General features: G+C 41.8%; 13 protein-coding genes. All 13 read left to right on the forward strand.

Translation table 11 applies throughout. From position 1 onward, the window contains the following. Positions 1-67: 67 nt before the first annotated feature. A complete protein-coding gene (gene glpX, locus AUO94_RS12065; RefSeq protein ID WP_058384450.1) occupies positions 68-1,033 on the forward strand; it encodes a class II fructose-bisphosphatase in 966 nt (321 codons plus the stop codon). A 229-nt stretch (positions 1,034-1,262) separates the two neighbouring features. Further along, positions 1,263-2,546: a transcription termination factor Rho gene (gene rho / locus AUO94_RS12070; protein ID WP_058384451.1), complete on the forward strand. Its 1,284-nt coding sequence runs from the start codon at positions 1,263-1,265 to the stop codon at positions 2,544-2,546. Positions 2,547-2,696: 150 nt separating this feature from the next. Further along, the gene (rpmE, locus tag AUO94_RS12075) at positions 2,697-2,912 is read left to right on the forward strand and encodes a 50S ribosomal protein L31 (RefSeq protein ID WP_008432981.1); all 216 of its coding nucleotides are present in this window, start codon (positions 2,697-2,699) and stop codon (positions 2,910-2,912) included. A gap of 321 nt (positions 2,913-3,233) precedes the next feature. Next, the gene (locus AUO94_RS12080; RefSeq protein ID WP_058384452.1) at positions 3,234-3,824 is read left to right on the forward strand and encodes a thymidine kinase; all 591 of its coding nucleotides are present in this window, start codon (positions 3,234-3,236) and stop codon (positions 3,822-3,824) included. 386 nt (positions 3,825-4,210) lie between these two features. Then, positions 4,211-5,290: a peptide chain release factor 1 gene (gene prfA / locus AUO94_RS12085; RefSeq protein WP_058384453.1), complete on the forward strand. Its 1,080-nt coding sequence runs from the start codon at positions 4,211-4,213 to the stop codon at positions 5,288-5,290. Then, positions 5,277-6,134: a peptide chain release factor N(5)-glutamine methyltransferase gene (prmC, locus tag AUO94_RS12090; RefSeq protein WP_058384454.1), complete on the forward strand. Its 858-nt coding sequence runs from the start codon at positions 5,277-5,279 to the stop codon at positions 6,132-6,134. The genes prfA and prmC overlap by 14 nt, the downstream gene beginning before the upstream one ends. A gap of 89 nt (positions 6,135-6,223) precedes the next feature. Further along, a complete protein-coding gene (locus AUO94_RS12095) occupies positions 6,224-7,216 on the forward strand; it encodes an L-threonylcarbamoyladenylate synthase (protein ID WP_058384455.1) in 993 nt (330 codons plus the stop codon). 21 nt (positions 7,217-7,237) lie between these two features. Beyond that, the gene (locus tag AUO94_RS12100; RefSeq protein WP_058384456.1) at positions 7,238-7,666 is read left to right on the forward strand and encodes a low molecular weight protein arginine phosphatase; all 429 of its coding nucleotides are present in this window, start codon (positions 7,238-7,240) and stop codon (positions 7,664-7,666) included. A gap of 152 nt (positions 7,667-7,818) precedes the next feature. Next, positions 7,819-8,256, forward strand: coding sequence for a ribose 5-phosphate isomerase B (rpiB, locus tag AUO94_RS12105; RefSeq protein WP_058384457.1), 438 nt, complete (start codon positions 7,819-7,821; stop codon positions 8,254-8,256). A 12-nt stretch (positions 8,257-8,268) separates the two neighbouring features. Next, the gene (locus tag AUO94_RS12110) at positions 8,269-8,853 is read left to right on the forward strand and encodes a TIGR01440 family protein (RefSeq protein ID WP_058384458.1); all 585 of its coding nucleotides are present in this window, start codon (positions 8,269-8,271) and stop codon (positions 8,851-8,853) included. Continuing rightward, positions 8,840-10,075: a serine hydroxymethyltransferase gene (gene glyA, locus AUO94_RS12115; RefSeq protein WP_058384459.1), complete on the forward strand. Its 1,236-nt coding sequence runs from the start codon at positions 8,840-8,842 to the stop codon at positions 10,073-10,075. The genes AUO94_RS12110 and glyA overlap by 14 nt, the downstream gene beginning before the upstream one ends. 258 nt (positions 10,076-10,333) lie before the next feature. Beyond that, positions 10,334-12,508: an EAL domain-containing protein gene (locus tag AUO94_RS12120; RefSeq protein ID WP_058384460.1), complete on the forward strand. Its 2,175-nt coding sequence runs from the start codon at positions 10,334-10,336 to the stop codon at positions 12,506-12,508. A gap of 234 nt (positions 12,509-12,742) precedes the next feature. Further along, the gene (upp, locus tag AUO94_RS12125; protein ID WP_058384461.1) at positions 12,743-13,372 is read left to right on the forward strand and encodes a uracil phosphoribosyltransferase; all 630 of its coding nucleotides are present in this window, start codon (positions 12,743-12,745) and stop codon (positions 13,370-13,372) included.

A 13,372-nucleotide genomic window follows, 5' to 3' on the forward strand; every position in this document is an offset into this window, starting at 1 on the left:
TTTTAGCATAAAAATATGTGCTACACTAGTTAAGACATAGTTAAAGCTGAACGGAGGAACTGATCGTATGGAACGAAGTTTATCAATGGAATTAGTGCGTATTACTGAAGCAGCAGCAATTGCCTCTTCAAAATGGATGGGCCGCGGCATGAAAATCGAAGCAGATGATGCAGCGACCACAGCGATGAGAACGGTATTTGATACCATTCCGATGCGTGGTGTAGTGGTCATCGGTGAAGGTGAGATGGACGAGGCACCTATGCTTTATATCGGTGAGGAATTAGGAACAGGCAATGGTCCTGAAGTGGACGTTGCAGTAGATCCTTTAGAAGGAACGAATATTGTCGCGGCTGGTGGATGGAATGCTTTAGCAGTTCTAGCAATCGCGGATCGTGGCAACCTGTTAAATGCACCTGATATGTACATGGACAAAATTGCGGTTGGCCCAGAATCGGTTGGCAAAATTGATATCAATGCGCCAATTATTGATAATCTCCGTGCTGTAGCAAAAGCTAAAAATAAAGACATTGAAGACGTGGTTGCGACAATTATGGATCGTCCGCGTCACAAGGATGTTATTGATCAGATTCGTGCAGCGGGAGCCCGCATCAAGCTAATTGGTGATGGAGACGTTGCCGGCGCAATCAATACGGCATTTGATCAAACAGGCGTGGATATTCTATTCGGAATTGGTGGAGCACCTGAAGGCGTAATCGCTGCAGTTGGTTTAAAATGCTTAGGTGGCGAAATCCAAGGGAAGCTGCTTCCGCAAAATGAAGAAGAAGCACAACGTTGCATGGATATGGGTATTGATGTGAACAAAGTGTTGATGATGGATGATCTTGTTAAAGGCGACGATGCTATTTTTGCAGCAACCGGTGTTACAGACGGAGAACTGTTAAAAGGCGTTCAGCTAAAAGGTGGCTTCGCAGAAAGCCACACACTGGTTATGCGAGCGAAATCAGGAACCATTCGCTTTATCGAAGGACGTCACAGTCTGCAGAAAAAGCCAAATCTCGTAATGAACGATTAACGATCCTACTTCATAAATAAGTCCGGCAATTTGCCGGGCTTCTTCTTTAAGATCTTCTCAATCATTCACTACTGATCCTCAAATTACGTAACAAGAATCAAATGCCATCTGCATCATCTTTAAACGAGCAGACGTTAAGAATGCTTAAATCAACAGATAAATGAACAAAGCAATAAGCCTATTTAAACGATTTATAAAAAATAATACGAATAAGAGTGGTGTCCGATACATGGCAACGATAACAATCTCCGCACTGGAGAATATGACGTTAAAAGAGCTTTACAATTTAGCAAAAGAATACAAGCTGACTAACTACAGTAAGCTATCTAAAAAGGAACTAATTTTTGCGATTTTGAAAACGCGTGCAGAACAAGAAGGTTTTTTCTTTATGGAAGGTGTATTGGAAATTATCCAATCTGAAGGTTTTGGTTTCTTACGACCAATCAATTATTCGCCTAGCTCACAGGATATTTATATTTCCGCTTCTCAAATCCGTCGTTTTGATTTGAGAAATGGCGATAAAGTTTCAGGGAAAGTACGTCCGCCGAAAGAAAATGAACGCTATTTCGGGTTGCTGCAAGTAGAAGCAGTCAACGGTGAAGATCCAGAAGTGGCGAAAGAACGTGTTCACTTTCCAGGGCTTACACCACTTTACCCAGATCGTCACATTCGTTTAGAAACGACGCCGGCTCATTTATCTACGCGCATTATGGATTTAGTATCGCCTGTCGGATTTGGTCAGCGCGGTTTAATCGTAGCGCCGCCTAAAGCGGGTAAGACAATGCTACTAAAAGAAATCGCTAATTCCATTACAACGAATCACCCAGAAGCAGAACTAATTGTCTTGCTAATAGATGAACGTCCAGAGGAAGTAACGGACATCGAGCGATCAGTAAATGCAGATGTCGTGTCGTCGACGTTTGATGAAGTCCCTGAAAACCACGTGAAAGTCGCTGAACTTGTTCTTGAACGTGCTATGCGCCTCGTTGAACATAAACGAGACGTAGTTATTTTAATGGACTCAATTACGCGCCTAGCTCGAGCATATAATTTGGTGATTCCTCCGAGTGGACGTACACTATCAGGAGGAATCGATCCAGCAGCTTTCCACCGACCAAAACGCTTTTTCGGAGCAGCACGTAATATCGAAGAAGGCGGCAGTTTAACTATTTTAGCGACAGCTTTAGTAGAAACTGGATCGCGTATGGATGAAGTTATTTATGAGGAATTTAAAGGAACAGGTAACATGGAATTGCATCTTGACCGCAGTTTGGCCGAGCGCCGAGTCTTCCCAGCACTTGATATTCGTCGTTCTGGCACACGTAAAGAGGAATTGTTAATTGAACCGAAACAACTTGAAAAGCTTTGGGCTATTCGAAAAACGTTCTCGGATACACATGATTTTGGAGAACGTTTCCTGAAAAAACTAGGTCAAACAAATACCAATGAAGAATTTTTTGAGCAATTAGCAACTGAGATGAAAACGCATCGGAACAATAAGAAGATGATTTAATTACTTGCAAAAGACGCAGGAATTTGATATGATTATGATAATGAATTAAAGCAAAGCTATTGCATATACGGTCTGAAGAACCGTGTAAGGCAATAGTAAAATAGATTAAACTCTGTTCCAGATGGTTCAGGGCGAGAGGAGAAAATTACAATGAAAACAGGAATTCACCCAGATTACAAACAAGCTACAGTAACTTGCTCATGTGGAAACTCTTTCACAACTGGTTCTGTAAAAGAAAACATCAACGTTGAGCTTTGCTCGGAATGTCATCCATTCTACACTGGACGTCAGAAATTCGCAGCAGCTGATGGCCGCGTAGATCGTTTCAACAAAAAATACGGCTTAAAAGAAGAAATTAACGAGTAATACTTGCTCAGCGCTAGACTGGGATTGGGGATGTCAATTGTTGAATTTCCAACTTCCAGTCTTTTGCTTTCTTCTATCAATTAAAATTATACCTGCCTCGCGCGAAAACGCCTGGCGGGTATTTTTTCGTTTTATATCGGAAAAAACGCCTTACATATTCCAGAAAATCAGCAGGTTACGACATTATTTTGGTATGATAAATAGCAAAGAAACCTCTTAATCCATCTATTTCTTCGCTCATTGAGTAAATAACTAGGGATAAAAAGCGTTACTGATCGCTAAAACAGTAAAAAACACAAGTGTTTGAAAGGGGTCTCACCTATGTATGTTATGAAGCAAACAGGCTGGGTCGAATTGATCTGCGGAAGTATGTTTTCCGGGAAATCGGAAGAATTGATTCGCCGTGTCCGTCGTTCCCAATTTGCTAAACAGAAAATTGCTGTATTTAAACCGAAAATCGACGATCGTTATAGTAAAGAAGAGGTCGTTTCGCATAATGGTTCAACTGTAATTGCCTTGCCCATTTCTTTCTCATCTGAAATGTGGGAATACATTACGGATGAATTTGATGTAATTGCTATAGATGAAGCTCAGTTTTTTGACGAAGATATTATTGGCAATGTTCAGAAACTCGCCAATCACGGATTCCGTGTAATTGTTGCGGGACTCGACCAAGACTTTAGAGGCCGTCCGTTCGGACCAATGCCAGCACTACTCGCAATTGCTGAGCAAGTAACAAAACTTCAAGCAGTTTGCACAGTTTGTGGTTCACCGGCAAGTCGCACGCAACGTTTAATCGATGGAAAACCGGCAGGCTCGGACGATCCAACCATTTTGGTCGGCGCATCAGAAGCCTACGAACCTCGCTGCCGCCATCACCATGAAGTGCCGACTGGCGTTACTGTTAAGTGAATAGAGTATAGATATTGAGATGGTTTTGACGAAATCGCTGCAGGCGGACGCTTGCGACGAAGCAGCGCAGCGATGCAGGAGCATATCTTTGCCCTTCGCCGCCTTCCGCTCTTCCTTCTAAGAGTCATGTGAACAATTATGTAAAGTGAAAACTCTATTTAAAAATTACAGTTGGCTTATCATTAAATCATCAGTGAAGACTTTGATTATTAATATCATTTATTAAGATATGAAGCAAACTAGCGGAGACTCCCGCGGGATAGCGAAGTACCGAAATCCACTCGGGCATAAAGCCCGAGTTAGTTCGGTGCAAGCCCGCAGGAAAGCGGAGCTAGTTTGCGGAATATCACAACAATAACCAAAAATTAGAACTTGAGGTGACACCTATGTTTGATCGATTACAATCAGTAGAAGATCGGTATGACCGTTTAAATGAATTGCTAAGTGATCCAGATATCGTTAGTGATACCAATAAGTTACGCGACTATTCAAAAGAACAATCAGACTTGCAAGAAACGGTTGAAAGTTACCGTGAATACAAAGACTTAACCACTCAATTGGCAGAAGCCAAAGCCATGTTCGACGAAAAAATGGATGCCGATATGCGTGAAATGGTCAAAGAAGAAGTGAGTGAACTAGACCAACAGGTTTCGGTTGTTGAAGAGCGCCTTCACAAATTATTGATTCCAAAAGATCCGAATGATGACAAAAACGTTATTATGGAAATTCGTGGAGCAGCAGGTGGCGATGAAGCAGCTTTGTTCGCTGGAGATTTATACCGCATGTATACGCGTTTTGCTGAATCCAATGGCTGGAAAGTGCAAGTAATGGATTCAAATCCGACGGGTCTTGGCGGATTCAAGGAAATCGTCTTTATGATTACCGGTAAAGGCGCTTATTCAAAAATGAAATACGAAAATGGCGCACACCGTGTACAACGCGTTCCGGAAACAGAATCAGGCGGACGTATTCATACTTCTACTGCTACGGTTGCTTGTTTACCAGAAGTTGAAGAAGTAGAAGTTGATATTCATGAAAATGATATTCGTACCGATACGTATGCATCTTCTGGAGCGGGTGGACAATCGGTAAACACGACCATGTCAGCTGTTCGTTTGACGCATCTTCCGACGAATACAGTAGTAACGTGTCAGGACGAGAAATCACAAATTAAAAACAAAGCGAGTGCAATGAAAGTATTACGTGCGCGTGTTTACGAAAAATTCCAGCAAGAAGCTCAGGCTGAATACGATGCAGTCCGAAAATCAGCTGTTGGAACGGGTGACCGTTCTGAACGAATCCGCACATATAATTTTCCTCAAAATCGTGTAACGGATCATCGAATTGGTTTAACCATTCAAAAGTTGGATCAGATTTTACAAGGGAAAATGGATGAAATTATTGATGCCTTGATTATTGAAGAACAATCTGCTCGTATGGAAAGTCTCAATAATGACCAAGCTTAAGTATGTTTATGAGGCCCTGAAGAGGGCTTCTTCTTATTTAGAGGAAAATGGCCGCGAAGAAGGAGCCGCACGTGTTCTTCTTCAACACGAACTGGGTCTTTCGTATTCAGGGTTAATGGCATCAATGCGTGATGAAATAACCGAAGCGCAATTAGAAAGTTTTTGGGCGAATATTGAACTACACACAAAAGGAATTCCTGTCCAACATTTGACAGGTACAGAAGAATTTTATGGGAGGCAATTTCGCGTAAATGCCGATGTATTAATTCCTAGACCAGAAACTGAAGAGTTAATAGAAGAAACGCTGCAACTAATCGAACGCCATATGTTAAAAAAAGAAATCGCAATTGCGGATATTGGTACGGGAAGTGGTGTTATTGCCATTACGATGAAATGTGAATTGCCACAAGCGCAGGTCACTGCGACAGATATCTCCGAGCCAGCGCTACAAACAGCAATGCAAAATGCGGAAGAGTTAAATGCTGAAATTGATTTTCGGTTAGGTGATGTAACAAAACCAATCGAAAATCAAAAATGGGACGTTATATTATCCAATCCGCCCTATATCGCCTATGCAGAAGCCCCAGGACTATCGGATAGCGTTCGTGATTTTGAGCCGCATCATGCTTTGTTTGCAGATAATGAAGGATTGGCACTTTATGAAAAAATGGCAAAACAATTTCCTAAATTGCTAAATAAACCGGGAATTATCGGGTTTGAAATAGGTTATCAACAAGGAGCTGCCGTAGAAAAGATGCTAAAAAGAGCTTTTCCGACAGCATTAATCTATTGTAAAAAAGATATCAACAAAAATGACCGAATGGTTTTTGCGGTAATCGAGTAATTTATACACAAGTTACGCACAGGCTACATGACTTTATCCACGATTTGTGGATAAAAGATGAAAAACCCTTAAAAATAGGAGTTGTTCGTGTGAAAACGAAAATTGTTGTTGTGGATAAAAATGTGGATGAGGAAAAAAGTTATACACAGGCTGTGGATATTTTGAAATCTGGTGAAATAGTCGCTTTTCCAACCGAAACAGTATATGGTCTAGGAGCAGATGCAACGAATTTTGAAGCAGTCAGTAAAATTTTTGAAGCAAAGGGCCGTCCTGCAGATAATCCACTGATTGTTCATGTTGATTCAAAAGAAACGGCATTGAGATATGTACAAGAAGTATCATCAAAAGCATTGGACTGCATGGATGCTTTTTGGCCGGGTGCTTTGACGTTGATTTTAAAAGCCGAACCTGAAATTTTTGCGTCTAATGTAACAGCGGGTTTGCAAACGGTCGGAATTCGCGTACCCAATCATCCAGTTGCGTTAACCTTACTGCAAAAATTGCAATTGCCTTTAGCTGCGCCGAGTGCCAACACGAGCGGCAAGCCTAGTCCAACTTTAGCTGAACATGTATTTCATGATATGGAGTCTAAAATCCCATTGATTTTGGACGGGGGAGCTACTGAGATTGGTATAGAGTCAACTGTTTTAGATATGACGAGCGAACCACCGGTCATTTTACGTCCGGGTAAAGTTTCAAAAGAACAAATAGAGGCAGTAATCGGAACGGTCCGGTCGTCATCAGGTAACACAAGCAATGTACCTAAATCACCAGGAATGAAATACATGCATTACGCGCCTACAGCTCCTTTGTATTTGATTGAAAATGAAAAAGGCTTGATTGAAAAGGCGATCGAATACGTTCAAGAAAAAGGGAAAAGCATCGCAGTCATTAGCGAAACTGAATACCCAATGGCTGACTTTAATTTTCCACTGTCGATGGACAGCCTCTATGCTAGTTTACGGAAATGCGATTTAACAGATGCTGACTTGATTTTGGCATCAGTAGAATCTGGCATGAAAGAAAATGACGCATTAATGAATAGACTCGAAAAAGCGGCCGACCATAAATGGTTTAGTTGAGTTGCTGAAAGGAGATGCAACATGAAAATTCTTTTTGTTTGCACGGGCAATACATGCCGAAGTCCGATGGCTGAAGCAATCTTAATGTCCAAAAATGTGGCTGGTGTAGAAGCGCGTTCTGCTGGTATATTCGCTGGAATTGCCTCACTCTCTACAAACGCCCAAGCGGTTCTGAACCAACAGCAAATTTCGTTTGCGCATACTTCAAAGCCGCTCGATGCTGAAGATTTGCAGTGGGCAGAATTAGTTTTAACTATGACCCATTCACATAAAATGACGCTGTTGCAAGCATATCCGGAAGTGGCCACTAAACTTCATACGTTAACTGAATTCGCCAAAGATTCGAGTAAGGATATTAGTGATCCATACGGTGGACCACTGGAGCTGTATGAAAAAACATTCCAAGAACTCAAGTTCTTAATTGATAAAATCGTTCTCAAAATGACGTGAGCAAAAAAGACAGACAAGCCTTTCAGGGGTTTGCCTGTCTTTTTTGCGTAAAAATGTTAGAATTAATTAAAAGCGTGAAGAAAATTCGGCATGATTCGACACTGGCGCTTTTGCTGATTCATAAATTTGATTCCAAGAAAAGAGGGTATATTATGAGAGTAGCAATTTCATCAGATCATGGCGGCAATAATCTACGGAAAGAAATCGTTAATTTAATGAACGAAATTGGGATTGAATACAAAGATTTTGGTCCACATACAGACGATTCAGTAGATTACCCAGATTATGCAAAACCGGTAGCAGATCTTGTAGCAAGTGGAGAATTTGATCGGGGTATTTTGATTTGCGGCACGGGTATCGGGATGTCTATCTCTGCGAATAAAGTTAAAGGAATCCGTTGTGCACTTGTGCATGATGTATTTAGTGCAAAAGCGACAAGAGGACATAACGATTCGAATATTTTAGCAATGGGCGAGCGCGTTATTGGTCCAGGTCTTGCACGCGAAATTGCGCAGACTTGGCTAACTGAAGAATTTGAAGGCGGTAGACACGAAAAACGCATTCAAAAAATCACAGACCTCGAAAAATAAGGAGGAGTCGGCATGCAAACTTTATGGCAATTGCAACTTGAAGAGGTTTTAAGCGAATTAGAGCAGCAGATCGAATTCAGGAAAGGCCAAGTGTTTGTAGTCGGCTGTTCAACATCAGAAGTAGCAGGAAAGCGTATCGGAACAGGTGGAGGCCTGGATATTGCAGAAAGTTTGTTTGGACCTTTAGCAAAATTTGCAGCTCGCCACCATCTCTTTTTGGCGTTTCAAGGCTGCGAACACATTAACCGGGCCTTGACTGTAGAGCGCCGGGCAGCTGAAAAATATGGCTGGGAACCGGTCACGGTGATTCCTGCTCCAAAAGCGGGAGGGTCAATGAGTGCATACGCATTCGGTAATATGATCGATCCTGTGGTGGTAGAAGAAATCCAGGCACATGCGGGGATTGATATTGGACAAACAATGATTGGCATGCATTTAAAAAGAGTTGCCGTTCCGTTGCGTACATCTGTTAAACTAGTAGGTGAAGCGGTTGTGGCATCCGCTACGACACGGCCGAAATTAATTGGCGGTGAGCGTGCGAACTATAATCGTGAGCTTGTTCAATCACGGGAGGGATATACGGATGGAATTGATTAAGACGCAAGACCCAGCAGTATATGAAGCGATGAATGCAGAAAAAGGAAGACAAGAAGCGAATATCGAATTGATTGCTTCTGAAAACTTTGTTTCGCAAGCCGTTATGGATGCACAAGGATCAGTATTAACAAACAAATACGCAGAAGGCTATCCGGGCAAACGCTATTACGGAGGCTGTGAATATGTAGATGTGGTTGAAAACATTGCACGTGACCGGCTGAAAGAGATTTTTGGCGCAGAGCATGCGAACGTTCAACCTCACTCAGGATCACAGGCCAATATGGCTGTATACACAGCCATTTTGGACAAAGGCGATACGATTCTTGGGATGAACTTAAACCATGGTGGGCATTTAACACATGGTAGCAAAGTGAATTTTAGTGGGATGCAGTATAATTTTGTTGAGTACGGAGTCACGGAAGAAGAGCAATTAATTGATTATGAAGCAGTTCGTCAAGCGGCATTAGAGCATAAGCCAAAAATGATCGTTGCTGGAGCAAGTGCTTACTCACGTCAATTGGATTTTGCTAAGTTCCGTGAAATTGCTGATGAAGTTGGCGCATACTTGATGGTCGACATGGCTCATATTGCAGGTCTAGTTGCTACTGGAGCTCATTCCAATCCTGTCCCTCATGCTCATTTCGTTACATCGACTACGCATAAAACATTGCGTGGGCCACGTGGTGGATTGATTCTTTGTAACGCAGAATTTGCGAAAAAAATTGATAAAACGATTTTCCCAGGAATTCAAGGCGGTCCGCTTATGCATGTAATCGCAGCGAAAGCCGTTGCATTTGGCGAAGCGCAACAACCAGAATTCAAAACCTATATTGAACAAGTTGTAAAAAATGCGGATGCACTAGCTAAAGCATTGATCGCAGAAGGTGTGAATATCGTATCTGGCGGCACGGACAATCATTTGCTGCTGCTCGATCTTCGTTCGTTAAATCTGACCGGGAAAGTTGCAGAACATGTACTTGATGAAGTTGGTATTACGACGAACAAAAATACCATTCCATTCGATCCGGAAAGCCCATTTGTCACATCGGGTATCCGCTTAGGAACTGCTGCTGTTACATCTCGTGGATTTAAAGAACAGGATATGAAAGAAATTGCTGCGATTATGGCCATGCTTTTGAAAAATCCGGAAGACGAAAGCGTGAAAAAAGATGCTACAGAACGTACGGCTAAACTAACTGCTGCGCATCCCTTATATAAATAAATTCATGCAGCTACCGAGTAAAACTGCTTGGTAGCTGTATTTTTACATTATTAAATTTGAAGAGGCACTTCATTTCTCGTAGTGATAGCGATTCTTCTAGCTGCTACGCTCAGCTTGCAGAAGTCTATACTTTTTTTCGTTATATAGCGGCACCACTTTAAGTTGTAGATGGTCAAATTTCTTCGTATCAGCATGTAAAGGTGAATGTATATTGTTCAGTTGAAGTACATAGAAATAACAGCAGGAGGGACGTGTCGCATGTACACGAATGAACTTGAAAGAGATAAGAAAGTGATTATAGAGTGGCTGCGCCGTCTAGGTGTAGAATTCCATACATCGTTTCTAATCATCAATTCTGAAATAGAAAATCATCCCATCGTTTATGCAAATGATGCTTTCTACAAAATGATCGGCTATAGCGAAGCGGAAACGCTTGGGCGCAATGGACGCTTTCTGCACGGAGAAAAAACAGCGAAAGAAGCAAGTGATAAAGTACGTGCTTGCGTGGCTTCTGGTGAGAGTGGAGTAGTTGAAATCGTCAATTACCGAAAAAACGGCACACCTTTTTGGAACGAAATATCAGTGGAGCCTTTGTCTTTTCCAGAGAAGAATTTCAATTTCACTTTGATGCTACAGCACGATATTACAGATCGTAAGCGTGCGGAAGCGCTGATTAAACTTCAAAAAGAAACGTATAGAGGCATTGAAAAAGGACATATGCTCAGTGTGCTGTTGCAGGACATCTGTCATACAGCCGAATCGTTTTTTATTGATAGTGCAAAATGTACAGTTTTGTTGATCGATGATGATGAATTTTATAAAATCGGTGCAGCCAATTCTATGCCAAAAGGTTTTCAAGAAGCGATTAGTGGCTTAGCCGTTGAAGAAGATATTGGAACGTGCGGAGCTGCGTTTCATAGACAGAAATTAGTAGTTGTCGAAGACATGGGCACAGATTATCTATGGCGGAATCATCAGCAATTGGTAAAAGAGTATGGGTTGGTAGCAAGCTGGTCCATTCCCATATTCAACGTTGAAGGAAAGACAATGGGTACGTTTGGGATTTACTTTTCTGTTCCATTGACTCCACACGAAGAAGATTTAGCCTTTATGGAAGAAATCGGATCCATTACTTCACTGGCGATCAAGTATTCTCAGCAGCAAGAAAAAATTCTGCGGCTTGCTTATGTCGATGAGCATACAGGATTGCCCAACCGAAATTATTTCAGAAATGAAGTCGCTGAACTGCTCAAAGAAAAACGAGAAGGCTTTATTGCCTTTATATCAACAGATGAATACGTCGCAGTAGTCGATCAATACGGTCACAGCACAGGAGATACCATTATGAGTGAAATCGGCAAACGGTTGATGCTGTCACAAAATTCTTCTGAGGGCTTGATTGCCCGGTTTTCAGATTCAACGTTGGCCATGTTTAGCATGATGCCGTTCACTAAAATCCCGGAATATTTAGAGCATCTGTTGCAGGGGCTAGTCGAACCGATTACTGTTGGCGATATGGAATTATTTCTAACTTTGAAAATTGGTGTAGCAGTTGTGACTCCTCATCAAGAGAATTCGGAAGAATTGATTCGTTGTGCAGATAGTGCTTTGTCTCAGGCAAAACTTCGAACAGGCGAAGCGATTTGTTATTTTGAGAGTGAACATGATGAGTTTATGATGAAATACCTGCGTGTGGCTAATGAATTGACCGCAGCCCTCAGGCGCAATGAAGTGGGCGTGCACCTGCAGCCGAAAGTCGATTTGGCAACTGGTGAAATTTTAAGCTTTGAAGCGCTCGCTCGCTGGACTTCACCGGACCTTGGCACGATTCCGCCGGATGTCTTTATTCCAGCAGCTGAAAAAAATGGCAAGATTCGTTTGTTGGAGCAGAACATCTTACAGCAAGTGTTGGACTGGATGAAAAAAAGAGTAGAGCAGGGCTTGAAGGTTCGACAAGTAGCTATCAACATATCAGCAGATCATTTTTTCCATCATTCATTTGTTCCGCATCTGATGGATATGACTGCCGAGTATGGTATTGATCCACAGTGGATTCAATTGGAAATTACAGAACGAATTGGCTTTGTTGATATCGAGACAGCCAATAAAGTATTCAAACACTTGAAGCAGTGCGGCTTTACTACGTCGATTGATGATTTTGGAACAGGTTACTCATCACTCAGCTACTTGCAAAAACTGCCTGTCGAAGAATTAAAAATCGATCGTTCATTCATTTCGAATATGAATGAGCCAGGAACATTGGCAATTATTCGAACCATCATCCAACTTGCAGAAAACCTGAACATGCGTGCAGTAGCAGAAGGTGTGGAAACGGAAAAAGATCGTCAAACATTGTTGGAGCTTGGCTGCAAAGTAGGGCAAGGTTATCTGTTTTATAAACCGATGCCACTGAATGAAGCGTTTTTCTTGTAACAGAAAAACTTGTTAGCAACTGAACATTAATTGCGTTAGCTCAAAAATGAATGGCGCTGATGGTTGTCCGAAAATTTGATGCCAAGAAAAGCTGGGGAAGTTATCCTGGCTTTTTTTTGTGAAATAAACCATAGGTGAAAATAACTGAATAATGCTAAAGCAATATCTGACAACTTGGGCTACTGGTTTTCTGTTATACTATTTAAGATAATATTTGAAAAGGAGAGATAGGCCATGGGAAAAGTATACGTTTTCGATCATCCGCTGATCCAACATAAAGTAACGTACATCCGTGATAAATCTACAGGCACAAAAGAGTTTCGTGAATTGGTGGATGAAATTGCTACATTGATGGCATTTGAAATCACACGCGACTTGCCATTAGAGGAAATCGACGTGGAGACACCAGTTCAAATGGCGAAATCTAAAGTTTTAGCAGGAAAAAAATTAGGCGTTGTGCCGATTTTGCGTGCAGGAATTGGAATGGTAGATGGAATTTTGAAATTGATTCCAGCTGCTAAAGTTGGACATATTGGGTTATACCGTGACCCGGTTACGTTGCAGCCGGTTGAGTACTACTTGAAATTACCTTCTGATGTACAAGAACGAGATTTCATCGTAGTTGATCCAATGCTTGCTACAGGCGGATCAGCAATCGAAGCAGTCAACTCTATGAAAAAACGTGGAGCCACAAAAATCCGTTTCATGTGCATCATCGCAGCTCCTGAAGGTGTAGAAGCTTTGCAAAAAGCTCATCCGGATGTGGATATCTACATCGCAGCGCTTGATGAGAAATTGAACGAAAAAGGATATATCGTACCAGGTCTTGGAGATGCTGGCGACCGATTATTCGGAACAAAATAA

This window comes from Planococcus kocurii, assembly GCF_001465835.2.
GTDB lineage: Bacteria > Bacillota > Bacilli > Bacillales_A > Planococcaceae > Planococcus > Planococcus kocurii.